At 67.2% G+C, this 26,998-nt stretch carries 20 protein-coding genes; 16 read left to right on the top strand and 4 right to left on the bottom strand.

Going from position 1 to position 26,998, the window contains the following annotated elements; translation table 11 throughout:
• Window positions 1-34: 34 nt before the first annotated feature.
• From B0920_RS18055 to B0920_RS18095, 9 genes are all read left to right on the top strand, one after another.
• Window positions 35-1,891: a glucokinase gene (locus B0920_RS18055; RefSeq protein WP_078034037.1), complete on the top strand. Its 1,857-nt coding sequence runs from the start codon at window positions 35-37 to the stop codon at window positions 1,889-1,891.
• 106 nt (window positions 1,892-1,997) lie between these two features.
• Window positions 1,998-3,134 carry a glycerophosphodiester phosphodiesterase gene (locus B0920_RS18060; protein ID WP_179119219.1) on the top strand — a complete coding sequence of 379 codons (1,137 nt, stop codon included), beginning with the start codon at window positions 1,998-2,000 and terminating at the stop codon, window positions 3,132-3,134.
• A gap of 161 nt (window positions 3,135-3,295) precedes the next feature.
• Window positions 3,296-3,598, top strand: a complete 303-nt coding sequence (locus B0920_RS18065) for a hypothetical protein (RefSeq protein WP_078034038.1) — start codon at window positions 3,296-3,298, stop codon at window positions 3,596-3,598.
• Between the two features lie 76 nt (window positions 3,599-3,674).
• Window positions 3,675-4,592 (top strand): lipid-binding SYLF domain-containing protein, encoded by a 918-nt coding sequence (locus tag B0920_RS18070; RefSeq protein ID WP_179119220.1) that lies wholly within the window; start codon window positions 3,675-3,677, stop codon window positions 4,590-4,592.
• Window positions 4,593-4,751: 159 nt separating this feature from the next.
• Window positions 4,752-6,578: a GGDEF domain-containing phosphodiesterase gene (locus B0920_RS18075; protein ID WP_143745829.1), complete on the top strand. Its 1,827-nt coding sequence runs from the start codon at window positions 4,752-4,754 to the stop codon at window positions 6,576-6,578.
• Window positions 6,579-6,746: 168 nt separating this feature from the next.
• Window positions 6,747-7,634 carry an AraC family transcriptional regulator gene (locus B0920_RS18080; RefSeq protein WP_078034465.1) on the top strand — a complete coding sequence of 296 codons (888 nt, stop codon included), beginning with the start codon at window positions 6,747-6,749 and terminating at the stop codon, window positions 7,632-7,634.
• Between the two features lie 369 nt (window positions 7,635-8,003).
• The gene (locus tag B0920_RS18085; RefSeq protein ID WP_078034041.1) at window positions 8,004-8,486 is read left to right on the top strand and encodes a nuclear transport factor 2 family protein; all 483 of its coding nucleotides are present in this window, start codon (window positions 8,004-8,006) and stop codon (window positions 8,484-8,486) included.
• Window positions 8,487-8,528: 42 nt separating this feature from the next.
• Window positions 8,529-9,431, top strand: a complete 903-nt coding sequence (locus tag B0920_RS18090; RefSeq protein WP_078034042.1) for a pirin family protein — start codon at window positions 8,529-8,531, stop codon at window positions 9,429-9,431.
• 87 nt (window positions 9,432-9,518) lie between these two features.
• Window positions 9,519-11,315 (top strand): amidohydrolase, encoded by a 1,797-nt coding sequence (locus B0920_RS18095; RefSeq protein ID WP_229455738.1) that lies wholly within the window; start codon window positions 9,519-9,521, stop codon window positions 11,313-11,315.
• Window positions 11,316-11,443: 128 nt separating this feature from the next.
• Here the strand turns inward: B0920_RS18095 and B0920_RS18100 are convergent, their stop codons facing one another.
• Together B0920_RS18100 and B0920_RS18105 are read right to left on the bottom strand one after the other, a co-directional pair.
• Window positions 11,444-12,061, bottom strand: a complete 618-nt coding sequence (locus B0920_RS18100; RefSeq protein WP_078034043.1) for a nuclear transport factor 2 family protein — start codon at window positions 12,059-12,061, stop codon at window positions 11,444-11,446.
• A 51-nt stretch (window positions 12,062-12,112) separates the two neighbouring features.
• The gene (locus tag B0920_RS18105) at window positions 12,113-13,576 is read right to left on the bottom strand and encodes an aldehyde dehydrogenase family protein (RefSeq protein ID WP_078034044.1); all 1,464 of its coding nucleotides are present in this window, start codon (window positions 13,574-13,576) and stop codon (window positions 12,113-12,115) included.
• Window positions 13,577-13,893: 317 nt separating this feature from the next.
• Here B0920_RS18105 and B0920_RS18110 point away from each other — a divergent pair, with 317 nt between their 5' ends.
• The 5 genes from B0920_RS18110 to B0920_RS18130 all read left to right on the top strand — a co-directional run bounded on the left by B0920_RS18110 (window position 13,894) and on the right by B0920_RS18130 (window position 18,851).
• Entirely contained in the window at window positions 13,894-15,606 is a 1,713-nt protein-coding gene (locus B0920_RS18110; RefSeq protein WP_078034045.1) for a sigma-54-dependent Fis family transcriptional regulator, read from the top strand.
• Window positions 15,607-15,706: 100 nt separating this feature from the next.
• Window positions 15,707-16,264: an antibiotic biosynthesis monooxygenase gene (locus B0920_RS18115; RefSeq protein ID WP_078034046.1), complete on the top strand. Its 558-nt coding sequence runs from the start codon at window positions 15,707-15,709 to the stop codon at window positions 16,262-16,264.
• 118 nt (window positions 16,265-16,382) lie between these two features.
• Entirely contained in the window at window positions 16,383-17,057 is a 675-nt protein-coding gene (locus tag B0920_RS18120; RefSeq protein WP_078034047.1) for a response regulator transcription factor, read from the top strand.
• Between the two features lie 35 nt (window positions 17,058-17,092).
• Window positions 17,093-18,397, top strand: a complete 1,305-nt coding sequence (locus tag B0920_RS18125) for a HAMP domain-containing sensor histidine kinase (protein WP_218669390.1) — start codon at window positions 17,093-17,095, stop codon at window positions 18,395-18,397.
• 97 nt (window positions 18,398-18,494) lie between these two features.
• Complete coding sequence (locus B0920_RS18130; RefSeq protein WP_078034049.1) at window positions 18,495-18,851, top strand: hypothetical protein; 357 nt, start codon at window positions 18,495-18,497, stop codon at window positions 18,849-18,851.
• A gap of 62 nt (window positions 18,852-18,913) precedes the next feature.
• Here the strand turns inward: B0920_RS18130 and pulA are convergent, their stop codons facing one another.
• Complete coding sequence (pulA, locus tag B0920_RS18135; protein WP_078034050.1) at window positions 18,914-21,643, bottom strand: pullulanase-type alpha-1,6-glucosidase; 2,730 nt, start codon at window positions 21,641-21,643, stop codon at window positions 18,914-18,916.
• A 1-nt stretch (window position 21,644) separates the two neighbouring features.
• Complete coding sequence (locus tag B0920_RS18140; protein WP_078034051.1) at window positions 21,645-23,228, bottom strand: oligopeptide:H+ symporter; 1,584 nt, start codon at window positions 23,226-23,228, stop codon at window positions 21,645-21,647.
• A 260-nt stretch (window positions 23,229-23,488) separates the two neighbouring features.
• Between B0920_RS18140 and B0920_RS18145 the strand changes: the two genes are divergently transcribed.
• Together B0920_RS18145 and B0920_RS18150 are read left to right on the top strand one after the other, a co-directional pair.
• Window positions 23,489-25,126: an alpha-glucosidase family protein gene (locus B0920_RS18145; protein WP_078034052.1), complete on the top strand. Its 1,638-nt coding sequence runs from the start codon at window positions 23,489-23,491 to the stop codon at window positions 25,124-25,126.
• The gene (locus B0920_RS18150; RefSeq protein ID WP_078034467.1) at window positions 25,126-26,982 is read left to right on the top strand and encodes a glucokinase; all 1,857 of its coding nucleotides are present in this window, start codon (window positions 25,126-25,128) and stop codon (window positions 26,980-26,982) included. Before B0920_RS18145 ends, B0920_RS18150 begins: the two co-directional genes overlap by 1 nt.
• Window positions 26,983-26,998 lie beyond the last annotated feature (16 nt).

Raw genomic sequence — 26,998 nt, forward strand, 5'->3', positions numbered from 1 at the left:
TTTTTTGCATTTCGATCAATGGTATCCTAGCGCGATGACCGTTGATCCCGACACCGAACACAAACCCACGCGCGCCGCCTTCGCCGACGGCCCGCGCCTGCTGGCCGACATCGGCGCCACCCACGCGCGCTTCGGCCTGGAAACCGCTCCCGGCGTCCTGAGCAAGGTGGCCGTGCTGCATTGCGACGACTATGCGGGCATCGTGCCGCTGCTCGACGCCTACCTGGCCCAGACCGGCGGCGTGCGCATCACCCATGCCGCCTTCGCCCTGGCCAACCCGATCAGCGGCGACTACATCCGCATGACCAACCGCGACTGGGAGTTCTCGACCGACGAGGTGCGCCGCCACTTCAAGCTGTCGACCCTCCTGATCGTCAACGACTTCACCGCGCTGGCGATGGCGCTGCCGGGCTTCCAGCCCAAGGACCTGATGCAGGTCGGCGGCGGCGCGCCGCAGGCGCATGCGGTGGCCGGCCTGCTCGGCCCCGGCACCGGCCTGGGCGTGTCGGGCGTGATCCCGACCGTGGACGGCTTCGTCACCCTCGGCTCGGAGGGCGGCCACGTGAATTTCGCGCCGGCCGACGAGCGCGAGTTCGCGATCCTGCAATACGCCTGGCGCGAGTGGCAGCACGTCTCGAACGAGCGCCTGATCTCCGGCCCCGGCATGGAGATCATCTACCGCGCCCTGGCGGAGCGCAACGGGGTCGCCGCCCCGCCGCGCGACGCCGCCGCCATCGCCAGCGCGGCGCTGGAGGACAAGGACCCGCTCTGCCTCGAAGTGCTCGAATGCTTCTGCGGCATGCTGGGCGGGGCCGCGGCCAACCTGGCGGTGACCCTGGGCGCCTTCGGCGGCATCTTCATCGGCGGCGGCATCGTGCCGCGCATCGCCGAGTGGTTCGCCAGCTCGCCTTTCCGCGCGCGCTTCGAGGCCAAGGGGCGCTTCTCGCAATACCTGGCGCAGATCCCGACCTACGTCATCATGACGCCCAACCCGGCCCTGCACGGCGTGTCGGCGATCCTGTCCGAGCACCTGCGCGGCCGCAGCGGCGCCAACACCCTGATGGACCGCGTGCAGCAGCTGCGCCACGAGCTCTCGCCGGCCGAGCAGCGCGTCGCCGCCCTGGTCATCGAGCACCCGCGCAAGGTGCTGTCCGAGCCGATCGCCGAGATCGCGCGCCTGGCCGACGTCAGCCAGCCGACCGTGATCCGCTTCTGCCGTTCGCTCGGCTTCCAGGGCCTGGCCGAGTTCAAGCTCAAGTTCGCGGGCAGCCTGACCGGCACCATCCCCGTTCGCCACAGCCAGGTGCGGGTCACCGACAGCACCCACGACCTGTCGGCCAAGGTGATCGACAACACGGTGTCGGCGATCCTGAAGTTCCGCGACCAGCTCGACGTGCATGCGATCGACCGCGCGATCGAGATCCTGCGCCGCGCGCGCCGGGTCGAGTTCTACGCCATGGGCAATTCGCGCGCGGTGGCGCTGGACGGCCAGCACAAGTTCTTCCGCTTCCGCATTCCGGCCGCGCTGTACGGCGACTCGCACCTGCTCAACCTGGCCGCCGGCCTGCTCGGGCCGGGCGACGTGGTGATCGCGATCTCCACGGCCGGCCAGTTGCCGGAGCTGCTGGAGGCCGTGGACACCGCGCGCGCCAGTGGCGCCGAGGTCATCGCCATCACCAGCAGCAAGTCGCAGCTCGCCAAGAAGGCCAACGTCTGCCTGGCGGTTGACCATACCGAGGACAGCACCAGCTTCCTGTCGATGATCTCGCGCATCCTGCAGCTGCTCCTGATCGATATCCTCTCGGTCGGCATCTCGCTCGGCGCGCAAGGGGAAGCAGGGCAGGGCGACATCGAGCAGCGCAGGCTCTTGATCTCGCACCTCGACATCTGAGGACCGCGGCGCGCGCAAGGAACGCCGGCGCGCGCCGTCCAGGCGTCATCAGAGCGTCATATCGAATCGTTAAATTTGCTGCTCGATCAACTCTGTGGAGTGCATTGTGCAGCAAACCGTTTTCCCGTCCTTCCTGCGCCTGGTTCCTCTCGTGGCAGCCGTTTTCATCGCCGGCTGCGGCGGTGACGACGATGGCCGCGATTTGTTAAATCCCGGCGCCGCCTGGCCGCCGGTGCCGACTGTGACCGGCCACCGCGGCGCCTCCGCCGTGCGTCCCGAGCACACGCTCGCCGCCTACCAGAAGGCGATCGAGGACGGCGCCGACATCGTCGAGCCGGACCTGGTGGCGACCAAGGACGGCGTGCTGGTGGCGCGCCACGAAAACGAGATCTCGGGCACCACCAACGTGTCCACGCTGTCGCAATTCGCCTCGCGCAAGACCACCAAGACCATCGACGGCGTGGCCGTCACCGGCTGGTTCACCGAGGACTTCACCCTGGCCGAACTGAAGACCCTGCGCGCCCGCGAGCGCATTCCCAACAACCGCCCGGCCAACGTCAGCTTCAACGACCAGTTTGAGATCCCGACCCTGCAGGAAGTGATCGACCTCGTCCGGCGCGAGAGCGAAGCGCGCAACAAGACCATCGGCCTGTACCCGGAAACCAAGCACCCGACCTATTTCAAGAACATCGGCCTGCCGCTGGAAAAGCGCCTGGTCGACACCCTGGTCGCCAACGGCTACAAGGGCAAGAACGCGGCGGTCTACATCCAGTCCTTTGAAACGGCCAACCTCAAGGAATTGCGCGGCATGACCGACATGCGCTTGGTGCAGCTGCTCGACAGCCCTACCAACGCGCCCTACGACTTCGTCGCCGCCAGGAACGGCCGCACCTATGCCGACCTGATCACCCCGGCTGGCCTGAAGGAGATCGCCGCCTACGCCGACGTGGTCTCGCCCTACAAGGAAATCATCATCCCGCGCACGAGCGCGAACGAACTGGGCGCGCCGACCCAGTTCGTGGCCAACGCCCGCGCGGCAGGCCTGAAGGTGCACACCTGGACCCTGCGCCCGGAAAACCCCTTCCTGCCGGTGAGCCTGCGCGCAGCGCCGGTGACCTCGCTCAGCCAGCGCGGCAACGCGGTGGCCGAGATCACGGCCTACCTGAACGCCGGCATCGACGGCTTCTTCACCGACGACCCGGCCAGCGGCCGCGCCGCCGTCAACGCGTTCACCAGGAAGTAAGCGTCTGGCGCGCCCCAGGCCCGTCCAGCACGGGCGGATGCGACGATGCCAAGAGGCATCGGCGCCATGGCCCAGCGGTGCGTCGTCCCGGCGGCGCATCTGCTAGGGTCTCGCCATGGCCGCGGCGCCTCGCCGCGCGCAACTCTACAAGGGGAACCGGCATGGAACGATACCTGATCGTCTTCCGGGGCGCGACCGTCGACGAGTCGGAAGGCCCGCAACACGACCCCGCGCGCTGGGACGCGTGGTACGGCGCGCTGGGCGCGGCCCTGGTCGACCGTGGCGGCCTGGCGCGCAGCAGCGTCGAGGTGCCGAGCCGCCTGCTCGGCCCCAAGCTCAACAGTTCCGCGCTGTCGGGCTACGCGATCATCGCGGCGCTCGATTTCAATGAAGCGGTGCGGCGCGCCGAGGAGTGTCCGATCTTCGACGAACAGGGCTCGGTGGAGATCGCGCGACTGCTCTAGCGCCGGCCACGCTTGCGCCGCCCGTGCGCGCTTCGGGCTAGTCTAGGGGGAACCATTCATCATGCGAGGATCCGCCATGAACCCCATCCGACTATCCCGGGCTGCGCGCTGCGCACTGGCCGCCGTGGCGCTGGCCGCCGGCAGCGGCGCCGTGCCGGCCCAGACCCAGCCGCCGAGCCAGCATCCGATTCCCGGCCAGAACCGCGACCAGAGCCAGGTCCAGAAGCAGAGCCACGCCGCCAACACGCCCCAGAACCGCTCGAACCAGGCCAACCTGTCCGGCTCCAACACCGCGAGCAAGACCGGGGTGAACGAGAGCGACTACCTGGCCGAGGCCACCGGGCACCTGAACCGCGCCATCGCGGTGCTGCAGCAGATGAGCGGCAAGCCCGAACTGGCGGCCCTGCTGGCCCGTTCCAAGGGCGTGTTCGTGGTGCCGGACGCGGTCAACGTGGCGGTCGGCCTCGGCGTGCGCGGCGGCGCCGGCGTGCTGCTGGTGCGCCGCGCCGACGGCTGGGGCACCCCGGCCTTCTACAACATGGGCAGCGTGAGCGCCGGCGCGCAACTGGGCGCCGAGGGCGGCGGCATGGTCTTCGTGCTCAACGACCAGAAGGCGCTCGACAGTTTCGCGCGCGGGAACAAGGTGGCGCTCAACGCCGACGCCGGCCTCACCCTGGTCGACTGGTCGAAGAAGGGCGAAGGCTCGGCCGGCCTGGGCAACATCACCGTCTGGACCGACACCGAGGGCCTGTTCGCCGGCGCCGCCGTGAACGCCACCAACATCAATTTCGACGACTCCGAAACCGCCGCCTACTACAAGCGCGCGGTGACCCCGGCCGAGGTGCTGGCCGGCCGCGTGCCCAATCCGCACGCGGCGGCGCTGCGCACGGCGCTGGCTTCGAGCGACACCGCCAAGGGCGCGGCCGGCGTGGGCGGGCGCAGCGACGGCAAGACGCGCAGCGGCGACAGCGACCTGGCGCCCTCGGGCCGCTGAGGCGCGCCGGCCACTGGTTCACGCAATCTGGGTAATTTTTACTTCCTTGTCAAACATTTATAGTGCTAGGATTTCATTGCGCAGTAAATACAGGCAATTGATCCGGCCCGCCGGCGGCGGCCTAGAACGCCCCGCTAATGTCCAGCAAGGGAGAACTGAGTGGAACCAGGCTTGCGTGCGCCGAGCGCCGCGGAAAGCGGCGCCGCCGGCGCCGGGAAGACGGCGGATGGGCCGGAAGCGATCTCGCTCGATCCGCATGACAGCCGGCTCGACGCCATCACCGCGCTGGCGGTCGAGGTGGGCGGCGGCGACATCGGCGGCATCAGCATCGTCCACCGTTCGCGCCTGTGGTTGCCCTCGCGCCTGGGCATCGCCGAGACGCTGCTGCCGCGCGCCGGCACCTTCTGCAGCTGGGTGGTGGATAACGACCTGACCTGGTTCGAGGTCGAGGACGCGCGCAAGGACGAGCGTTTCGCCAGCAACCCGCTGGTGGCCGGAAAGCCCGGCTACGCCCATTACGCGGCCATGTCGCTGGCGACCTGCAACGGCAGCCTGCGCGCCACCCTGTGGACCATGAGCGTGCGTCCGCGCCGGCTGAGCGACGCCCAGATCGCCCGCCTGCGCGCCCTGGCGGGCCTCACCGCCGAGATGCTCCAGCTGCGCTACTGCGATCCGGCCAGCGGCCTGCTGAACCGGGAAGCCTTCCTGCGCCAGTTGCAGGCGATCGTGGAGCAATCCGCGCAGCCGCGGCTGGTCGTCGCCTGCGTCGAGCTGGCGGGCTTCTGCGCCCTCGATGGACAACTGGGCCGTGGCCTGGGCGAGGCCATCCTGCGTGCGGTCGCCGCCTGCCTGGAGGATCGGGCGGGCGAACGAGGCTTGCTCGGCCACGTCGGGCCGGGGCAGTTCGCGATCGCGCTGCTGGAAGACGGTGAGGACTCGGTCGATTACGCTGGCCTGCGCGCCGCGGTCGAGCACATCGTGACCACCATGTCCGGCAGCCACCGGACGACGGTGCACATCGGCATTCGCCGCGAACCCGTGACGCCCGACCTGGACCTTGAGCAGGTGCTGGAGGCGGCCGGATTCGTCGCCGCCGCCGGGCCGGGCGAACCGGGCGCGGTGCGCCTGTTCGACCGGATGGAATTCATCCGCTCGCGCCTGCGCTACCAGTTGCAGGGAGCGCTCAGGAAGGATGCCGGCGTCGGCGCGCTGGTGGCGCATTACCAGCCCCAGGTCGACCTGGACAGCGGCGGCGTGATCGGGATGGAAGCCCTGGTGCGCTGGGAGCACCCCGAACTCGGCCTGCTCGGCCCCGCCCAGTTCGTGCCGCAGGCCGAGGCGCGCGGCGAGATCTTCCAGCTCGACATGCACGTGATGCGCGCGGTGTGCGAGGACCTGCGCGCCTGGCGCGTAGCCGGCCTGGAGCCGCCGCCGGTGGCGCTGAATTTTTCGCGCACCTCGCTGCGCAACCCCGCCTTTGCCGACCGGGTGGCCCAGGTCCTGGCGGATACCGGCGTGCCCGGGCAATTACTGGAATTCGAGATCACCGAAAGCGCGCTGGCGGAGTCGTACAAGCCGCTGCACGAGCCGATCCATGCGCTGCGCGCGCTCGGGGTGAGGATCGCGGTCGACGACTTCGGCACCGGCCTGTCGAACCTCGATGCGCTCAACAGCTTCCACTTCGACCGCCTGAAGGTCGACCGCCAGTTCGTGCACGGCGTGGCCAGCAATCCGCGCGTGGCCGGGCTGTTCACGCTGATCCAGGGAATCGCCGAGATCTTCGGAGCGGAACTCCTGTGCGAAGGGCTGGAGGAAGAGCAGGACCTGCGCTGGCTGGAGGCGCGCGGCGTGCGCAAGGTGCAGGGCTGGTATTTCTGCAAGGCGCTGGCGCATGAGGAGGTGTCGCTGCTGCTGGGGCGCATCGCGGCGGACGGGCGCGCCACGCGCGGACTGGCGGAGTTGCGCGCACTGCTGCGCTTTTCCTGAAGCGCCGCGCCTGTCCCGGATCTGAACCTCGGTCAGCATGGATGAGCATGGCGAAGGCCTGCCGCTGCCCACGCTCACGCCCCCAGCGCCTTATACTATTGTTGACCCGGAGCGTCTCGGGCGGTGCTGCGCGTCCCGGCGGCGGACGGCCGTTTCATAAGGGGTGACATGCTCGATACCTACAATTTTTCGCGCTGGTTTCGCGATGGCCATGAGGCGCCTTACGTCCGCGAAAGGAAATCCCCTGGCGGCGTGCTCGATATGCTCGACCTGGCGCGGCCCAGTGGCGAGGTGTCCCATCCCTCCTTGCCCGAGCTGGTGATGTTCCAGGACCAGACCGGCGGAAGCAGGGTGAGCGGCAATGCCGGACTCGGGTATTTCAACGTGATGAGCGAGCCCGGCGCTTTCTACATGCCCGCACCCAACTACGCGCACACGGTCATGGTCGATGGGAGTCACCGGCTACGCGGCCTGTCCTTCTCCTTCACGCAATGGCAGGGCGTCCTCGACGAGGCGACGGAGGGCCGGTTCTCGATCGAGCGCCTGCTGTTTCAACGCGGCTTCTTTCTATCGCCACTCATCAGTATTGCGCTGCAGAACCTGTGGTCCCTGTCCGAAGAAGAGGGCGCGCCCTCGCGCCTGCTGGCGCGCGCAGCGGGCTGCGAGATTCTCGCCGAACTGTGCAGGCTGAGCGGCGCCCGGCTCGCCCCGGTCAATGGGGGGCTTGCTCCTTCCGTCAGGCGGCGTTGCATCGAGCTCATGCGCACGCGCATGTCCGAAGACCTCGGCCTGGACGAGCTGGCGGCGGAAGCCGGCCTGTCCGTTTTCCATTTTGCGCGCATGTTCAAGCAAAGCGTCGGTATGCCTCCGCGGGTCTACCTCACCCAACTGAGAATGGAAAGGGCGGCCGAACTTCTCCAATCGACCGAGCTGTCGATGACCGAGATCGCCAACGAGCTTGGTTATTCCTCCAGCCAGGTCCTGGCGCGGATTTTCCTCAAGCACTATCGGCGCAGTCCCACGGATTACCGGCGGGTCGTGCGCATGCACACCTGATCCGCCGGGGGCGCCGCCGATGGCGCCATCTTCCCGAGTTGGCTCGTCCGATGCGCCGGCACCCCCGCGCCCGATGAGCGTATCGCCTCGCCCTTGTCCTGTGCGGGGCTGGCCCGGTGAGCGACCTCCTGGCCGATGACTCACGCTTCGCTGTCGCAACGCCGACTCCTGCTTCATCCAAGCGCAAGATCGGCATCGGCGAAGCAAGGCATGCAACGCATGCGCCCAGCCTCCTCCCTAGAATGCGAGACATCGCCGATGAAACGATGCGGCCCGCGGACACGGTCGTGAGATGGAAGGCGGACAGGTCCTGACACACCCTCGTCCTCCAAGAGGCAGGAAGGCAAGCCACGGACAGCGGAGGTAGCAATGCCACAAGAACGTCGCGCCGGCGACATCGGCGCCGGTGCCGCTTCCTCCGCTGACGCACAAGGCGCTGGCGAATTCTTGACTGCGGCTCAATTGCTGCGGCATAGCCTCGATGTCCTGCTGGCCAAGGACATCGAAGCCTGGGCCGCGCTTTGCGACGCGAACGTCGTGGTCGAGTTTCCTTTCGCGCCCGATGCGGCATCGAGGAGAACGGTTGGCCGCAGGGTGATCTATGACTACATGAAGGAATTCACCAGGCCCCTGGATCTGCATACGGTGCGCGCGATGCGGATCCATGCCACCGCCGACCCGCGCATCGCGATCGCCGAATGGAGCGTAGCGGGGCAGGTGATCGGCAACGGCAATCCCTACGAGATGAGCCATGCCACCTTCGCCACCTTCGAGAACGGCTTGATCGTTCGTTACCGCGAGTACTGGAATCCGTGTGCCCTCATCGCCGCGCTGGACGGCACGATGTTTTAACCGAAGGCTGATGCAGCAAGTCTTTCACGAAAGGATAAAGCCATGAAGCTGAGCGAAGCAGTGCAGGTTCCGGAGGCGATTGCCCCGCGCAGGGTGTTCCACCGTACACGTGGCGCAAGCCAGGGGCCGGTCACCCGCCTGATGAGTCCCGGTGATCTGGGAAACTATCTCAAACCCTTCGTATTCCTCGACCTGTTCGACCTGGATCCCCACGATCCTCGCACGACTTTTGCGATCCATCCTCACTCCGGTATCGCGACGGTCACGGTGCTGGCCGAAGGCGACATGCGCTTCGAGGATTCCGCCAACGGCAGCGGCAGCATCGCCTTCGGTGGATTCGAATGGATGCGCGCCGGCGGCGGTGTCTGGCATGGCAAGGAAATGTCGGCCGGTGACTCAGCGCGGGTGAAAGGCTTCCAGCTCTGGATTGCCTTGGGGCCGGAGCTCGAACTCGCACCCGTCGACAGCCAATACGTGGAAGCCGACAGGGTTCCCGCCATCGGGCCTGCCCACCTGATCCTGGGAAATTATGGCGGACTGCAGAGTCCGGCGCGCTCTCCCGAGGGCATCACCTACCTGCTCCTCAGACTTCGCGCAGGCAGCCGCTGGACCTTCGTGCCGCCGGAGCGGCAGACCCTGGCCTGGCTGGCGGTGGCGAGCGGCGAATTGCAAGGACCAACGAGGGCAGCGGCGGGAGAAATGCTGCTCTTCGACCAGTCCGACGCCCCGATCGTGGTGCAGGCGGGTCCGGATGGCGATGCGGTGCTGGTCATCGGCAGCGCGGCGCCGCATCCCCATGAACTCCATCTCGGCAGGTATTCGGTGCATACCTCCGCCACGGCGCTCGCCCAAGGCGAGGCGAACATCGAAGGTCTGCGCGCCCTGCTCGATGCCGCCGGTGACCGGCGTCAGGGCGATGGAAGTGTCCCGGTATTCAAAGGCTGAGCGCAACGCACGCCAGTCAGCACCGCTCCCGCTCGACCGGCAGGCCGGCGAGGGGAGCGGAACGATTTGTTCAGGAATGAGAAGAGGATGATCATGATTCAGAGACTATTGATCGCGGTTCTGGCGGCGTGCAGCATGAGCTCCGCCCAAGCACAGGCGCCTGGCGCGGACCTGATAGTCCATAACGCCAGGATTTTCACCGGCAATCCTGCCCAACCCGAAGCCTCGGCCCTCGCCGTCAAGAACGGGCGCATCTATTCCGTTGGCGCCGATGCGGACATCCTTGGCCTGAAAGGGCCAGCCACCCGGGTCATCGACTCGGGTCGTCGCCGACTGATTCCAGGGCTGATCGACACCCATACCCATGTGCTCAACGAAAGCGGCTTCAACTACACGCTACGCTGGGATGGCGTGCCGACGCTGCGCCGCGCCCTGGAGATGCTGAGCGAGCAAGCCAGGCGCACGCCCGAAGGACACTGGGTCAAGGTCATCGGAGGATGGTCGCCCTACCAGTTCGCCGAGAAGCGCTTCCCGACCATGGAAGAGCTGCGCAAGGCCGTGCCCAACCGTCCCTTCATCGTGCAATACGCCTATAACCGCGCGTTCATGAACGACAGCGCGATGAAAGCTTTCGGCGTGGGCACCGACAAATTCCCCGCGCTCCCAGGCACGGAATTCGAGAAAGACCGGAAGGGGAATTACACGGGCGTCGTCCACGGCTTCACCTTCACCTTCGTCGCCATGGAAACCATGGTGCCCCAGCTGTCCGCCGACGAGGAACTGAGCTCGCTGATCCAGGTCGTGCACAACATGAACCGCTTCGGCGTCACGACGGCAATCGACGCCGGCAACCGCGGATATCCTAAGCTGCAGGCCAATGTCGCGAAGCTTGCGCGCGACAATCGGCTGAACTTGCGCATGCCCTTCGTCGACATGCAGTTTGGCGACGGCACGCCGATGAACATGGTCGATGCGCAGATCAACACCATCACCAGGACCGCGCCGATCAGCCCTGGCGAGAACCTGCACCCGGCATTGGCGCATGGCCATGTTTATCGCGGCACTGGCGAAGTCCTGCAGCTGGAGGTGCACGATCACGAGAACTTCGACCGTCCCGCCGTCATCATAGAGCCCGACAAGATGCGCACGCTGGTCGAGCGCGATGTGCGCAAGCTGGTCGAGCGCCGGATTCCTTTCCGCCTGCATATCAGCTACGACGAGAACATCTCTCCCTTCCTCGACGCATTGGAGGAACTGAACCGGACGACACCGCTGAACGGTCTGCGCTGGAGCATAGAACACGCCGAAACCATCAGTCCGGCAAATATCGCGAGGGTGAAGGCGCTCGGTGGCGGCATCGCCCTGGACCCCAAGATGGCCTTGCACGGCGATGGTTTCATCAAGACCCATGGACGGGAGAAGGCATTGATGACACCGCGCTTGCGCCAGCTCGTCGACAGCGGCGTCAACGTGGCCATGAGCACGGATGCCTTCCGCGCCGCGACCTTCAATCCCTGGGTCGGCATCAGCTGGATGGTGTCCGGGAAATCGGCCGCCGGCACCGAGGTGCTGGCCAGGGAAAATCGATTAACGCGGGCGGAAGCGCTGCAGATGTTCACGCGCAGCGCCGCATGGTTCACGAATGCGGAAAACGAACTGGGCATGATCGCACCTGGCTATCTGGCGGACTTCGTCTTGCTGGACAGGGATTACTTTGCGATCCCCGAGGACCAGATCAAGGCCGTCGCCTCGGACCTGACGGTCATGGATGGCAGGGTGGTGTTCGGTGCGAAGGAGTACCGCAGCTTGTCGCCGGCCTTGCCCGAGGTGCTGCCCGCCTGGTCGCCGATCAGGTACTTCGGTGGCTACCACGCTCAGCCTTGAATCCGCAGGCAGCGAAGGAGGGCGGGCGCCATCGCCCGCCGGCATCGAAGCCGGCCGAGGCGATGAGGGCGCGGCCCGGCAGGATCGGGAGCACATGGCCTCCAGTCCTGCCGACGCCGTCCGACGGTCTAGTCGGTCTTGCCGACCTTGAAGGCCGGCGCCTTCGGATCGGTCTTCACCGTCCAGCTGCCGCTTTGCCGGAACGATGCGGCCGATGCGTAGGTGTCCTCCAGGAACTGGAAATACACGATCTTGCCGTCCTTGACCTTGGCGAGGATGGAGAAGGGCGAGGTGAAGGAGGTGCCGACCGCCACCGAGCGGTAGGTGAACTTGCCGAACACGGCGACGTTCTCGCCGCTGCCGAACATCTCCGACACCGTGAAATCCTCGATCTTCCAGTAGGTGGCGACACGCGCGAAGGTGCTGCTGAATCCTTCTGGTCCTTTCGAGGTGCCGGCCCACGGTTCGATCTTCTTCAATTCGGGATTACTGAAGTTGAGCGACACATAGGTGGCGTCGGGCGCGACCAGGCGCTTGGCCGCCGGGCCGACCTTTTCCGGAGAAGTGTTCTCGAGGAACTCCTTGACGATGCTGATCGGCTCCCGGGAGGCGGCGCTGGATGGCTGCTGCGCCGCAGCCGGCACGTGGATGAGCAGGGTGCCTGCGCCGACGAGGGCGCCTGCCAGCGACACCAGGGACGCCGCGCCTGCGCGACGCGCGCTGGCGAAGGTAGTGATGGTTTTCATGTTTTTTCCTTTCGGTGGTGGGTGAATAGTCGGGTGGCATCGGCATCGGCATCAGGCCGTGCCGGGCTGCATGACGATGTGCTTGTGTTCCAAGAAATCCTCGAGTTGCGCGAATCCGCGCAGGCGACCCTGTCCGCTCTGCTTGTAGCCGCCTTCCTCGAACTCGTCGCGCATGACGGCCCAGTCGTTGATCCAGATCGTTCCCGCTTCGATGGCGCGCGCGACGCGCAGCGGCCGGTCGACGTCACGCGACCAGATGCTGGCGGCCAGGCCGTATTCGCTGTCGTTGGCCAACGCGATCGCTTCCGCCTCCGTATCGAACACCTGCATGGTGAGCACCGGGCCGAAGGTTTCTTCCTGCACGATGGCCATCCTGGAGTCGCTCACTTCGAGCAGGGTGGGACGGTAGAAAGCGCCCCGTGCGAGCGCGCCTTCGCGCACCGGGCCGCCGCGCACCACGCTGATGGCGCCGGCGGCGAGCGCGTCTTCCACGATCCGGTCGACGCGCGCGACGTTTGCCTTGTCGATCAGCGGGCCCATTTCGCTGGCCGGGTCGGACGCCGGTCCGACCTTGACTTCGGGCAGCCGTCGTTTCAGTCTTTCCCGCAGCGCATCGGCGGCGCCGCGCTGGACCAGCAGGCGGCTGCCGGTCATGCAGAACTGCCCCGCGAAGGTCGTCAAGGCCTTCTCGATGCGCGGCAAGGCGGCGTCGAGGTCGGCATCGTCGAAGACCAGGAAGGGCGTCTTGCCGCCCAGCTCCAGGCCGAAACGCTTGAGCCGCGCGGCGCCAGCCTGGGAGATGGCGCGTCCGGTCGCCGTGCTGCCCGTGAAGCTGATCGTCGGCACCTCGGGCGAGGCCACCAGGTAGGCGATGACTTCCTTGCTGCCGGTAACGATATTGACCACGCCCAGGGGGAGCCCCGGCGTGTTGCTGATGATCTTGCTGACCAGGGCATTGACCTGGGCCGTCTGGCCCGGCATCTGGACGACCGTCGTGCAACCGGCGGCCAGGGCCGGCGCGAGCGAGCGCACCATCAGGGCGACCGGCGAATTCCAGGGCACGCTGATGCCGGCCACGCCCATGGGCTCGCGCAGCACCATCGACAGGCGCCCCGGGGCCCATTCGGAGGCCCGTCCATGCTCGGTCGCGACCAGGGCGGCGCAGTAGCGCAAGCCGGGTGCGGCGAGCGACACTTCGAACGCCGCCTCGGCCGCGATCTTGCCGTTCTCCAGGCTCAGCAGCGCCGCCAGTTCGCCGGCATGGGCCTCGAACTGGTCGGCCATGGCTTGCAGGACGCGCACCCGCAAGGCCCGGTCCTGGCGCCACTGGCCGGACTGGAAAGCGCGCGTCGCGGCGGCCACCGCATCGCGCGCCTCGTATTCGGCGCCGAAGGCGTAACGCCCGATCTTTTCCCCGGTCGCGGGGTCGACGCTGTCGGCGTGCTCGCTCGAGTCGCGCCAGGCGCCGTCGATCCAGTGGCGCGCGAAGGGCAGTTCATGTGCAGGGTCTCTCATGATGTCTCCATAAAGGTTCGCTGGCTTGCCGCCGGTTGTGCGGAGGCTTCAAGCATGTATTTGCAAGCGCCGTGCCAGTGCACGGATGAGGTCGAGACTCTTGCAATGCAGCGGCAATGTTCTCCTGCGAAGATAGGGAGAACAGCGAGGAAACTGGTGCGCTGCAACAAACAAGCGGCGCTCGCCACCGCTTCACCAAATGGCGAGGCGATCGTTCCGTCCAAGCGGCGATTTGATGAAATGCTTACATTGAAAGTGGAGAAAAAATTGCTGTCCGCGGCCAGATCCCCATCAGCTACACTGCATGAGGAGACCATATGATCAAATTCCCTGAAGACCTGGATTTACGAAGGCTCATCCGTTTTTCGCCGGACGACGGCTCCATCTGGCTTTCGGAAAGCCGCATGCTCCTGCTGCATGCGGCCTCGCTGGGCGGTTTGCGCGAGGAGATGATCAATTCGGTGGGCAGGGAATTCACCCGCCGCGTGTTCACGCGCATGGGTTTTGCCTCGGGCAAGCGCGACGCCGAGCTGGCCCGCAAGATCCGGGGCAATCTGTCGGTCGAGGAAGCCTTCGCCACCGGCCCGCAAATGCACATGCTGGAAGGCGGCGTGCAGGTGATACCGGTACACGGTCACATGGACATCGCCAAGGGCGAGTTCCAAGGGGAATTTATCTGGCGTAATTCGTGGGAAGCCGAAGCCCATGTCAACGCCTTCGGCCCGCAGGAGGATGCCGTGTGCTGGAGCCTGATCGGCTATGCCTCCGGCTATACATCGGCCTTCATGGGCCGCTTCATCCTGTTCAAGGAAACGAAATGCGTCGGCTGTTCCGACGACGAGTGCAGGATCGTCGGCAGGCCGGCGGAGGAATGGCCGGACGCCGAGGACCATCTGTCCTACTTCGAACCCGAGTCGATCGTGTCCCAGTTGCTCGAATTGTCGTCCCAGGTCGAAGTCTTGCGCAGCAGCCTGAAGACCGACCGTGGACTGGAGGGCATGGTCGGGGAGTCGCCCAGTTTCAGGCAGGCCTATCGGCTGGTCGAAAAGGCCGCCGAAACCAGCGTCAGCGTGCTGCTGTGCGGCGAGACCGGCGTCGGCAAGGAACGCTTCGCGCGCGCGATCCACCGCCAGAGCCGGCGCGCGGACAAGCCCTTCGTGACGATCAACTGCGCCGCGCTTCCGCACGACCTGATCGAGGCGGAACTGTTCGGCGTCGAGAAGGGCGCCTATACCGGGGCGGCGAGTTCGCGCGCCGGCAAGTTCGAACGCGCCGACGGCGGCACCCTGTTCCTCGACGAGCTCGGAGAGTTGCCGCTGGCCTCCCAGGCCAAGCTGCTGCGCGCGCTGCAGGAAGGCGAGATCGAAAGGCTGGGCGACGACCGCGCGCGCAAGGTCGACGTGCGCATCATCGCCGCCACCAACGTCGACCTGCCGGAGGCCGTGAAGGAAGGACGCTTCCGCCCGGACCTGTACTATCGCATCAGCGTCTATCCGATCCTGATCCCTCCGCTGCGCGAGCGCCGCGGTGATATCCCATCCCTGGTCTCGGCGATGATCGAGAAGTTCTGCGCCCTGCACGAGAAGCGCGTCGCCGGGGTCACCGACCAGGCGATGCAGGCCTTGCTCGCCTATGACTGGCCCGGCAACGTGCGCGAGCTGGGGAACATGATCGAACGCGGCGTGATCCTGGCGGCGTCGGGGGACTGGATCGGATCGCGCGACCTGTTCCCGAATTTCGCCGTTCCCGAGCTGGAGCGGGTCGCCATCGACAGGACGGGCGCCCTCGCCGAGCACGGGCAGGAAGGCGAGGGCGCGCTGTGCGAGCAGATCCTTGCCAGCGGAATGCGCCTGGGCGACCTGGAAAACCTGGTCTTGCGCGAGGCGGTCGCGCGCTGCAAGGGTAACCTGTCCGCTGCCGCGCGCATGCTGGGGATTACCCGGCCCCAGCTCAGTTACCGCCTGAAGCGCTGCGAGATCGAGGCTGCGGACGCGGGCGAGGACGCCGTAGGGGACGATGCGCGGGGCTAGTCTTGCCCGGCGCGTCGATCGATGACAGGCTCGCATCGGGCTTTGTCATCCTTGAGCCGAGTGGACCGGTCTCCCTCGGCACCGCATTGTGGGGACAGCCATGATTGAAGCGCAGCAGAACGAGATCGCCGTAAGCGTCATCGTGCACGATGTGCGCCCCGAGCACCGGACCGATTACGAAGACTGGATGCTCCAGGCCACGGCGGCGCATCGCCAGTTCGCCGGGCATCTGGGCACCGATGTCATCCGACCGGTGGAATCCGGCTCCAGGTATGTGGTGATCCTGCGTTTCATCGACGAGGACCATGCGCTTGCCTGGCTGCATTCGCCCGTGCGCCAGGAGCTGCTCAGGATCGCCCAGCCCTGGCTCGCGAAAGCGGACCGCTTCCAGATCCATCGCGAGGCCGAATTCTGGTTCATGCCCGCCATGGGGCGCCGGGCGCCGCCACGCTGGAAGCAGTGGGTCCTGTCCGTCGTCGCGGTGTTTCCCTTGACCGTGATCGTCCCGGGACAGATACGCGAACTGGTGCACCATCTCGCGCCGTCGGCGCACGAGCTGCTCGCCTCCGGCGTGTCGGCACTGACGATCTCGGGCCTGATGGTCTATCTGCTGATGCCTTTCCTGACCCGCGTGGCCGGCCCCTGGCTCTTGCGTTAGACGGCCGGCGGCGCCGGGTAAGGTGGCCTGCCTGCCCGGGGACCGCCATCTTGCCGCAATCCGGAGCGCGTAGACTTGCCTCCCGTGCCCGCAGGCGCGAAGAGAGAGAAGAACACAGATGAAGATTCTGCTTGTCGAAGATGAGGCCGAGTTCGCGGCCGCCGTGCGCGGCGCGCTCGAGCGCGAGAAATATGTCGTGGATTGCGCCGACCGGCTTGCGCTGGCGCGGGAGGCGCTGCGCGGCAACAGCTATGACCTGGCGCTGCTCGACCGCAGCTTGCCCGATGGCGATGGCTTGTCCCTGGTGCCGGCCATGCGCGCCGCGCTTCCCGGCGTTCATATCATCGTGCTGAGCGCGCGCGGCGACGTGGCCGACCGCGTGGCCGGCCTGGACGAGGGCGCGGACGACTACCTGAGCAAGCCTTTCGCCCTCGAGGAGCTGTTCGCGCGCATCCGCGCGGTGCGGCGTCGTCCCGCGCAACTGGGCCTCGACCATATCCAGGTCGGCAGCCTGGTCTTCGATCTCGACAACGACGAAGCGAGCGTGAACGGAGTGCCGCTGACGCTTTCCCGGCGCGAGCTTCGGGTCCTGGCGACCCTGATCCGGCGGCGCGGGCGCACGGTCCTGCGCGAGACGCTGGAGCAGGGCGTCTACGGTTTCGACGATGCGATCCAGTCGAACACCCTCGACTCCCATATCTCGCGTTTGCGCCGCAAGCTCGCGGCCGTCGAGGCGGGCGTCGAGATCCACGCCATCAAGGGGGTGGGCTATTTGTTGCGGGCGCAGCCGTGAGCCGCAGGCCGCCCTCGCTGAAGTGGCCGCTGACCGTGCAGCCCCTGCTGCTGCAGTTCGCCATCCTGTTCATCTGTTTTCTCAGCGTGCTCGCGCTGGTGACCCGCATCGACAGCGGCGGGCCGTACACGGATGAAGGCATCACCCCGGTCATCGCCCGCGCCATCGCGCGCGGTGCCGGCGGCAGCCTCGTGCTGCGGGAGACACCGGAACTGGCCGCATTGCGCGCCGAGACCCCCAGTTTGTGGTTCATGGCCCAGGACGATGCCGGCCGGCGCATCAGTGTCGGTCCGGTTCCTGCGCAATACGCAGGCTTCGCGAGCGCCATGTCGAACCTCTCCTACGGCCATGTGCGCGACCGGATCGCGCCTTACTCCCTGACCGCGGTCCTGTGCCGTGAAGCATCGCCGGCAGGCCCGCTGACCATCCTGGCCCACGGCAAGCTGACCAGGCTGAGCTTCACCGTGCTCCTGGCGTCGAGCCTGGCCGCCGTCCCCATCTTTCTGCTGATGGGACTGGTGTCCCTGCTGGCCACGCCCTGGATCGTCAGGCGCTCGCTGGCCGGGGTGGCGCGCATCGCGAACGAAGCGCAGCGCATCGGGGCAGGAAGCCGCGGCACGCGCCTGAGCGAAGACGAGGTTCCGGTGGAGATCGTGCCGCTGGTACGGGCGGTCAACGATGGCCTGGGCCGTCTCGACGAAAGCTACGAAAGGCAGCGCCGCTTCATCGCATCGGCCGCCCACGAACTGCGCACCCCCATCGCGATCCTGCGTGTGAAGGTCGATGCGGCCCAGGAAGCCTCGACGCGCAAGCTCGGCGCCGACATCGAGCGTCTTGCCAACCTGACCGAGCAGATGCTCGACCTGCAGCGTCTCGACACGGCGTCCTGCGACCAGGAGATCGACCTCGCCGCCCTGGTCAGGCGCACCGCCGGCGACCTCGCGCCGCTCGTGATCGCCGCAGATCGCTCGATCGAGGTGGTGGTGGAGCATGCGCGGCCGATCCGAGGCGACCCCGGGGCGATCGAGCGGGTGGTGACGAACCTGGTGCAGAACGCGATCGAGCACGGTGGCCGTCACGTGGTCATCCGGGTCCAGGGCAGCTGTTTCGAGGTCGAGGACGATGGTCCGGGCATTCCGCCGGATGAACGGGAACGGGTGTTCGAAGCCTTCCATCGCCTGCGGCCGCGCTCGACGGGCAGCGGCCTGGGGCTGCACCTGGTGCAGCAGGTGGTCGAGCGGCACGGCGGCCACGTCTCGATGCTTGGCGCGCCCGACGGCGGCACCATCGCGCGGGTGGAGTTTCCCGGGATCCGGCCCGCAACCCCGCGCACCCCATGATGCTGCAATCCTGGGCTGTTCTACTGTCATCCAGGGCGATGTCTTCGCCCGCGACCGAGAGGTCGGAAACAGTCAACAGTCAACAGGAGAAACTACAATGAGTCGTGCTTACCTCAACGGATTCCGGCGTCCCGCCATGGCGCTCGGATTGGTCGCCGCGTTCGGCGCCGTCCTCGGCGCCTGCGCCTCGCCCGAACAGAGGCGACAGGCGAACCTCTATCAGGACGGCGCGACCTGCGCCGACTTCGGCGCCCGCCCCGGCACGGCGGCTTACACCGAGTGCATGCTGACGCAGCAGACCCGGCGCGACAACAAGCAGCGCAATTCGCTCGAGCAGACCGCCCTCACCACGCAGATCGCGCGCGACAGCCAGGAAATGAGCCGCAAGGTGCAGTGCGACCGCGATGCGAAGAAGGACCGCGAGGCGGGCCTGCGTCCGCGCCGCTGCGATTGAAGGGTGCGCGCATGATCGCCCGCACCGGCTGGCCGCCGGGCTGACGATCCTGCGCTACCCACTTAGTCCGCCACGAACACCACGGCGGTACGCGGCGGCACCCTGAAGCCGCCCGTGGCGCCGTCGAAGCGCGCCTCCCTGGCGCGCGCGTCGGCGGCGCCCGCCTTGGTGTGCACCGGATGGAGGCGCAGGCGCTTGCCGCGCAGCGCGGCCTCGCTCACCGTGTGCGTCACCTTGTCCACGTTCACCAGATAAACCAGGGCGCCAAAGCGCGCGCCTGGATAGCCCTTGCCGTCGACCCAGGCCGCCAGCACGGTCGGCTCCTGCTGCGCGCCGGTGTTGAAGAAGCGTAGGCGCTGCACGATGTCCTCCGTGCTGCGCAGGCGCAGCAGGGTCGAGCTGGCGCGGATCGCCAGCAGGTCGCGGAAGGCGTCGCGCGCGAAGGCGATGTCGGCCGGGGCGGGCTTGATCGCCGCGTTGGCGAGATAAGGCTTGAGCAGTGGCCAGTCCTTGCCATTGTCCTCGTGCGGCGGCAGGCCGGTGCCGAAGTAGTTGTCCTGGTAGCTCCAGTCGATGCGGTTGAACCAGTCGCCCGAATTGAAGCTGTTGCGGTCCAGGGACTTCGAGCGCAGGGTGTCGATGCCGGCGTGGTAATAGGCCACGCCCTGGCTGAAGGCGTTGATCGCCATGCCCAGCACCTGCACGCGCGCGCGCTCGGCAGCCGGGGTGTCGACCGGGAGCTTGAGCACGTTGATGTCGAACAGGGTCTGGTTGTCGTGGTTCTCGACGTAGTTCACCACCTCACCGGGCTGGCTGGCGTAGCCCGCCGGTTGGCCGCCATACGCGATCTCCGCCAGCGGACGCACGCGGTCGTCGAAGCTGCGCAGCGGGTAGGGGCGGACCGAACCCGCCAGGCCGACGCGGATCAGGTCGGCCGCGCGCAGCAGGTCGGCCTTCTGGTGCTTGCCGCCCAGCGCGTTCGGGTCGTAGAACAGGCCGTTGATGTAGCCCTGCTGGCGGATCAGCGCCTCGCCCGAGTCGCCCGCCGAGCCGCCGCGCACGGCGTCGCGCGCACGGTCGCTGAAGGTGCCGATGCCGGAGCCGTTCAGCGAGAGCTGGGAGGCCTGCACGAAGCGCGCGCCGTCCGCGACCTCGCCGAAGTTCCAGCCTTCGCCGATCAGCTGCACGTGGCGGCCGGCGGCCTTGTTCACGCGCCGCTGCAGGACTTCCATGGCGGCGCGCGGCTGGTGGCCCATCAGGTCGAAGCGGAAGGAATCGATCTTGTAGTGGCGGGTCCAGAGGACCGCCGAATCGATCATCAGCTTGGCCATCATCATGTTTTCGGTGGCCGTGTTGTCGCAGCAGGTGGAGCGCTCGATACCGCCGCTGGGGTTGAGGCGGTGGTAGTAGCCGGGCACCACGCGGTCCAGCACCGACTTCTCGTTCTGGCCGGCGATGAAGGTGTGGTTGTAGACCACGTCCGTGCCCACCCGCAGGCCGGCGCGGTGCAGGTCCATCACCATCTGGCGGAACTCGAGCACGCGGCGCGCGCCGTCCGACGGATCGCTGGAATAGCTGCCTTCCGGCGCGTTGTAGTGATAGGGGTCGTAGCCCCAGTTGAAGCAGTCGCTTTCCTTCGTCTTGCCTACCAGGGCCTGCTGGCTCTCGCCGTCGGGCGCGCCGGAGGGCTGGGGCAGGGCGCAGTTCTGCTCCGGCACGCTGCCCAGGTCGTAGACCGGCAGCAGGTGGATGTCGGTCAGGCCGGCCTTGGCCAGCGCGGCCAGGTGCTTCATCCCGTTCGAGCCGGTTTCGCCGAAGGCGGTGTACTTGCCGCGCTTGGCGGCCGGCACGCTCGGGTCGTTGATCGAGAAGTCGCGCACGTGCAGTTCGTAGATCACCATGTCGGTCTGGGCCTTCACGGTGTTGGGCGCGCGGGTACGGTCCCAGCCCCTGGGCTTGAGGGCGGGGGCGTCGAGGTCGGCGATGTAGCTGCGCTTCGAGTCCGTGCTCAGGCTGACCGAATAGGGATCGGTGACGAGGTTGCGCACCACGCCCATGCCGTCGACCACGACGTCGACCGCGTAGCGGTAGTAGCCGCCGGAGAGGTCGCGCGCCACGGCGGCGCTCCAGGCGCCGGTGGCGGAATCCAGCTTCATGTCGTGCACGGCGCTCGCCTTGCCGGTGGCGCTGTCGTAGGTGCAGACCGCGACTTGCCGCGCGGTCGGCGCCCACAGCCTGAAGCCGGTCTTCTCGCCGCTCGGGGTGGCGCCCAGGTCGGCGATCCTGTCGGCCGCCGCGTACAGGTCGTCGAGGGCGCCGGCGGCCTGGATGCGGGTGGCGGCGCGCACGCTGCCGTCAGGGGCTTCCTGCACCAGCACCAGCTGCTCACGGTGCAGCTGCGCCAGTTTCGCGAGGTCGGCGGCGCGCACCGACAGCACCGGGCCGCTGGCCACCCACTTGAAGCGGGTGGCGGCCGCCTGCGGCACCGGCGTGTTCGACACCTCGAGCTGGAGCGCGCCCGCGGCTCCCTCGACCTTGGCGCCGGGCCTGGCGACGATGGCGGCGCTCGGCGAGTGATAGAGCTTGAAGCTGCCTTCGCCGGCCGCGCCGGGCCAGCGGATCAGCTGGCGGTTCAGCCAGACGGCGCGTGTGTCCAGGCTGGCGGCGGAGGCGTGCAGGACCTGCTGGAAGCCAGGGTCGTCGCAGGCCTCGAGCGGCACCGCGGCATGGGCCGCGGCCGGAACGAGGGCGGCGAGAAGGGATGCGAAAAGCGAGTGGCGGAGCTGGTTCATGTCAGGCGGCGGCGGTGGCGCGGTAGTGGTCGACCATGCGGTAGCGCGTCGCATACCAGCCGAACACCACGGCGGCCAGCAGCGCGAACGCGGCGAAGAAATACATCTGGAAGGCCATCACGCCCACGCCCGAGTTCTCGATGTAGGCGATCACGGCCTCGTTCTTGACGCCCGCGTTCACGATCAGCACCCACAGGTTGCCGACCGTGACCGCCAGGTACCACAGGGCCATGATCACGCCCTTCATCGAGGCCGGGGCCTGGCTGTAGGCGAATTCCAGGCCGGTGGCCGAGACCAGCACCTCGCCCAGGGTCAGCAGGGCGTAGGGCAGGATCTGCCAGGCGATCGAGACCGGGTCGCCGGCGTCGAGCTGCACCTGCAGGTTGCCGACCACGACCCAGGCCGCGGCCGAGAGGGCGATGCCGGCCGTCATGCGGCGCAGCGGGGTCGGCTCCAGGCCGATCGCGCGCAGCAGCGGGAACAGGGCGAAGTTGTTGAAGGGGATGAGGATCATCACCAGCAGCGGATTGAGCGCCTGCATCTGGGCCGGGATCACGTTGAAGGTGGTCCCCAGGAATTCCACTTGATTGCTCATGGCGTTGGCCTGCACGATCCAGGTCGAGGCCTTCTGGTCGAACAGCGACCAGAAGGGCGTCACCAGGCCGAACACGATCAGGATGCGCATCACGGCGCGCACGCCGTCGACCGCTTCATCCGGATGCGCGCCGCGCGCGCGGTCCAGCTGCATCGAGGCGCCGATGCCGCCGAAAGCCAGCAGGATGACGAGGCCCGTGCAGGCGCCGATCACGAAGCCCCACTTCACCGACATGCCCAGCGAGACGATCGCGGCCAGCACGCCGATCAGGGCGACGGTGAGGCCCGGGCGGCCCTGGCCGGGCGCCTGGGTCAGCAGGGCGGTGCGCACCACGCGCATGAAGGAATGCGGATTGGGCGGCGCCGGCGGCACGTGCACGTATTTCTTCTTGCCGCTCCACAGCACCATGGTGGCGATGAACATCAGGATGCCCGGGATGCCGAAGGCGACCGAGGGACCGTAGTCGCGCAGGAACAGCGGCATCAGGAGCGAGGCGAAGAAGGAGCCGAAGTTGATGATCCAGTAGAAGGCGTCGAACACCACCTTGGCCTTGTCCTTGTTGGTCTTGTCGAACTGGTCGCCCACGAAGGAGGCCACCAGCGGCTTGATGCCGCCCGAGCCGAAGGCGATCAGGAACAGGCCGAAGTAGAAGCCGGTGACGCTGTGCTCGAAGATGGCGAGGCAGGCGTGGCCGGCGCAGTAGATCAGGCTGAACCAGAAGATAGTGTTGTACTTGCCGAAGTAGCGGTCGGCCAGCCAGCCGCCCAGCAGCGGGAAGAAGTACACGCCCATCATGAAGGTGTGGAAGACGTGCTTGGCTTCGCTGGGACGCTCGGCCTCGGCCACGAACAGCAGCAGGGTGGAGATCAGGAAGGGCGTCAGGATGTTGCGCATCCCGTAGAAGCTGAAGCGCTCGCAGCCCTCGTTGGCGATGATGTAGGGGATCTGCCGCGGCATGCGCCCGGCGCTGGTGGTGGCTGGTGAAGTCATGGCTTCGCGTCTTCCATAATTCGAAACAGACGCGATCCTATGCCGAGGCTGGCTGACTTTGCAACAGAAAAATCTTGCCGATACTTAAACGATTACAAATTCACGTAGTTTAGTTACGACGTTGCTGTTGTGTGCGTGCAAATAAAATTTGCAAGTCATTGAAAAACAACGAATAAATGCGATTCGCTGCTCAACAGCTTGAATTGTCAACTTATCTTGCATCCTGTATATTGGCTAGAATTTTCCATCGGACCTCAGCCATGACCCAGATCTCGACGACCGACAATCCGAACTGGTGGCGCGAAGCCATCATCTATCAGGTCTACCCGCGCAGCTACCTCGATACGAACGGCGACGGCGTGGGCGACCTGCCCGGCATTACCGACAAACTCGACTACATCGCCAGCCTGGGCGTCGACATCGTCTGGCTGTCCCCCTTCTTCAAGTCGCCAATGAAGGACTTCGGCTACGACATCGCCGACTACTGCGACGTCGACCCGATGTTCGGCACCCTGGCCGACTTCGACCGCCTGGTCGCGCGCGCCCACAGCCTGGGCCTGAAGATCATGATCGACCAGGTGATGTCGCACACCGCCGACACCCATCCCTGGTTCGTGGAGAGCCGCTCGAGCCGCGACAACCCCAAGGCCGACTGGTACGTGTGGGCCGATCCGCTCCCGGACGGCAACCCGCCCAACAACTGGCTGTCGGTGTTCGGCGGCTCGGCCTGGCAGTGGGACACCCGCCGCAAGCAGTACTACATGCACAACTTCCTGGTGAGCCAGCCGCAGCTGAACTTCCATAACCCCGAAGTCCAGCAGGCCCACCTCGACGCCCAGCGCTTCTGGCTCGAGCGCGGCGTGGACGGCGTGCGCATGGACGCCTGCGTGTTCCACTTCCACGACCGCCAGCTGCGCAGCAATCCGCCGGCCCTGGTGCGCGACACCTCGACCGTGACCGACGTGAACCCCTACGGCATGCAGGCCCACATCTACGACAAGACCCAGCCGGAGAACATCGCCTTCCTGCAGCGCGTGCGCGCCCAGCTCAACGAATTCGGCGCGGTCTCGATCGGCGAAGTCAGCTCGGACGACGCGCTGGCCCAGATGGCCGAATACACCGAGGGCGGCGACAAGCTGCACATGGCCTACAGCTTCAACCTCCTGACTCCGCAGTTCACGGCGGCCCACATCCGCAAGCAGGTCGAGGACTTCAACGAGCGCGTCAAGGACGGCTGGGCTTCCTGGTCGGTCGGCAACCACGACGCGGTGCGCGTCATGACCCGCTGGGGCGGCCTTGATGCGACGCCGGCGCTGGCCAAGCTGGTGCTGGCGATGCAGCTCTCGCTCAAGGGCACGCCCTGCCTCTACCAGGGCGACGAGCTGGCGCTGACGGAGGCCGACGTCCCCTATGAACTGCTGCAGGACCCGTACGGCATCACCTTCTGGCCCGAGTTCAAGGGCCGCGACGGCTGCCGCACGCCGATGCCCTGGACCAGCCAGGCGCCCAACGCCGGCTTCACCACCGGCACGCCCTGGCTGCCGGTGGCCGAGCCCCACCTGGCCGCAAGCGTCCAGCAGCAGGACCTCGATCCGGACTCGATGCTGAACTTCCAGCGCCGCTTCATCGCCTGGCGCCGCAGCATGCCCCAGCTGACCCGCGGCGAGATCGCCTTCTTCGACGCGCCCGAGCCGGTGCTGGCCCTGCGCCGCGACCTCGAAGGCCATGACAGCGTGCTGGCCGCCTTCAACCTGTCGAACGCGCCGGTCAGCTTCGACTGGCCAGCGAGCGCCGGCGCGACGCCGCTCGACGCGCACGGGCTGCCGGGCGACGCGGCCAACGGCAAGCTCACGCTGCCGCCTTACGGCGCCTGGTTCGGCGCGCTGGCGGGGGCATGATGGACAGCCAGCAGGCGCAGGACGCCACCACGGACAAGTTCGCGCGGGCGGCCTTCGCCGACGGACCGCGCCTGCTGGCGGACATCGGCGCGACCCATGCGCGCTTCGCGCTCCAGACCGCGCCCGGCCAGTTCCGCGCCGTGCGGGTGCTGCGCTGCGACGACTTCGCGGGCATCGTGCCGCTCTTGCGGCACTACCTGCAGGACCACGCCGACCAGAAGCTGCACCACGCCGCCTTCGCGGTCGCCAACCCGATCAGCGGCGACTACGTGCGCATGACCAACCGCGCCTGGGAGTTCTCGACCGACGCTGTGCGCCGCGAGCTGGGCTTGCAGACCCTCCTGATCGTCAACGACTTCACCGCGCTGGCGATGGCGATTCCCGGCTTCGCCGAGGCCGACCTGATGCAGGTGGGGAAGGGCAAGCCGGCGCCGAACGCGGTGATCGGGGTGCTCGGTCCGGGCACCGGCCTGGGCGTCTCGGGCGTGATTCCGACCGCCGACGGTTTCGTCACCCTCGGCTCGGAGGGTGGCCACGTGAATTTCGCGCCGGCCGACGAGCGCGAGTTCGCGATCCTGCAATACGCCTGGCGCGAGTGGCAGCACGTCTCGAACGAGCGCCTGATCTCGGGGCCGGGCATGGAAATCATCTACCGCGCCCTGGCCCGGCGCAACGGCGTGGAAGCGCCGCCGCGCGACCCGGCCGCCATCATCGCCGGCGCGCTGGAAGCCGACGACCCGCTGTGCCTGGAGGTGCTGGAATGCTTCTGCGGCATGCTGGGCGGGGCGGCGGCCAACCTGGCGGTGACCCTGGGGGCCTTCGGGGGCATCTTCATCGGCGGCGGCATCGTGCCGCGCATGGGCGAATGGTTCCTGCGCTCGCCCTTCCGCGCCCGCTTCGAGGCCAAGGGGCGCTTCTCGACCTACCTGGCGGACATCCCGACCTATGTGATCACCACGCCGAATCCCGCCTTCCACGGCGTGGCGACCATCCTGGCCGAGCACCTGCGCGGGCGCAGCGGCGCCAACACCCTGATGGAGCGGGTGCAGCAGCTGCGCCACGAACTGTCGCCGGCCGAAGGGCGGGTGGCGGCCCTGGTGCTGGAGCAGCCGCGCCTGGTGCTCAACGAGCCGATCGCCGGCATCGCGCGCCTGGCCGACGTCAGCCAGCCGACCGTGATCCGTTTTTGCCGCTCGCTGGGCTTCCAGGGCCTGGCCGAGTTCAAGCTCAAGTTCGCCAGCAGCCTGACCGGCGCGATTCCAGTGCGGCACAGCCAGGTGCGCATCAGCGACAGCACCCACGACCTGTCGGCCAAGGTGATCGACAACACGGTGTCCGCCATCCTGCGCTTCCGCGACCAGCTCGATGTGCGCGCGCTGGATCGCGCGATCGAACTGGTGAGCAAGGCCCGGCGGGTCGAGTTCTACGCGATGGGCAATTCACGCGCGGTGGCGCTGGACGGGCAGCACAAGTTCTTCCGCTTCCGGATCCCGACCGCCCTGTATGGCGACGCCCACCTGTTCAAGCTGGCCGCCGAGCTGCTGGGGCCGGGGGACGTGGTGATCGCGGTGTCGAATTCGGGCAGCCTCACCGAGCTGCTGGACGCGGTGGACGCGGCGCGCGCGGCGGGGGCGGACGTGATCGCCATCAGCAACAGCCAGTCGCCGCTGGCGCGCAAGGCGAACGTCTGTCTCGCGGTGGATCACGCCGAGGACAGCACCAGCTTCCTGTCGATGATCTCGCGCATCCTGCAACTGCTCCTCATCGACATCATGGCGGTGGGGATTTCGGTGGATGGACAGCACGCGCAGGGGGACGAGGCGCACCGCCTCCTGATCTCTCACCTCGACAGTTGATTCCGCACTGCGAGCG

It is taken from the genome of Massilia sp. KIM (assembly GCF_002007115.1).
In the GTDB taxonomy this organism is placed as follows: domain Bacteria; phylum Pseudomonadota; class Gammaproteobacteria; order Burkholderiales; family Burkholderiaceae_D; genus Telluria.

What these genes read in the sequence shown, in the direction of transcription:
- B0920_RS18090 (WP_078034042.1), top strand. Translation starts at nt 8,529, where the DNA reads ATGAAGCTGAGCGAAGCAGTGCAGGTTCCGGAGGCGATTGCCCCGCGC.
- B0920_RS18100 (WP_078034043.1), bottom strand. Translation starts at nt 12,061, where the DNA reads ATGAAAACCATCACTACCTTCGCCAGCGCGCGTCGCGCAGGCGCGGCG.
- B0920_RS18120 (WP_078034047.1), top strand. Translation starts at nt 16,383, where the DNA reads ATGAAGATTCTGCTTGTCGAAGATGAGGCCGAGTTCGCGGCCGCCGTG.
- B0920_RS18105 (WP_078034044.1), bottom strand. Translation starts at nt 13,576, where the DNA reads ATGAGAGACCCTGCACATGAACTGCCCTTCGCGCGCCACTGGATCGAC.
- B0920_RS18145 (WP_078034052.1), top strand. Translation starts at nt 23,489, where the DNA reads ATGACCCAGATCTCGACGACCGACAATCCGAACTGGTGGCGCGAAGCC.
- B0920_RS18080 (WP_078034465.1), top strand. Translation starts at nt 6,747, where the DNA reads ATGCTCGATACCTACAATTTTTCGCGCTGGTTTCGCGATGGCCATGAG.
- B0920_RS18150 (WP_078034467.1), top strand. Translation starts at nt 25,126, where the DNA reads ATGGACAGCCAGCAGGCGCAGGACGCCACCACGGACAAGTTCGCGCGG.
- B0920_RS18065 (WP_078034038.1), top strand. Translation starts at nt 3,296, where the DNA reads ATGGAACGATACCTGATCGTCTTCCGGGGCGCGACCGTCGACGAGTCG.
- pulA (WP_078034050.1), bottom strand. Translation starts at nt 21,643, where the DNA reads ATGAACCAGCTCCGCCACTCGCTTTTCGCATCCCTTCTCGCCGCCCTC.
- B0920_RS18085 (WP_078034041.1), top strand. Translation starts at nt 8,004, where the DNA reads ATGCCACAAGAACGTCGCGCCGGCGACATCGGCGCCGGTGCCGCTTCC.
- B0920_RS18070 (WP_179119220.1), top strand. Translation starts at nt 3,675, where the DNA reads ATGAACCCCATCCGACTATCCCGGGCTGCGCGCTGCGCACTGGCCGCC.
- B0920_RS18140 (WP_078034051.1), bottom strand. Translation starts at nt 23,228, where the DNA reads ATGACTTCACCAGCCACCACCAGCGCCGGGCGCATGCCGCGGCAGATC.
- B0920_RS18110 (WP_078034045.1), top strand. Translation starts at nt 13,894, where the DNA reads ATGATCAAATTCCCTGAAGACCTGGATTTACGAAGGCTCATCCGTTTT.
- B0920_RS18055 (WP_078034037.1), top strand. Translation starts at nt 35, where the DNA reads ATGACCGTTGATCCCGACACCGAACACAAACCCACGCGCGCCGCCTTC.
- B0920_RS18095 (WP_229455738.1), top strand. Translation starts at nt 9,519, where the DNA reads ATGATCATGATTCAGAGACTATTGATCGCGGTTCTGGCGGCGTGCAGC.
- B0920_RS18130 (WP_078034049.1), top strand. Translation starts at nt 18,495, where the DNA reads ATGAGTCGTGCTTACCTCAACGGATTCCGGCGTCCCGCCATGGCGCTC.
- B0920_RS18115 (WP_078034046.1), top strand. Translation starts at nt 15,707, where the DNA reads ATGATTGAAGCGCAGCAGAACGAGATCGCCGTAAGCGTCATCGTGCAC.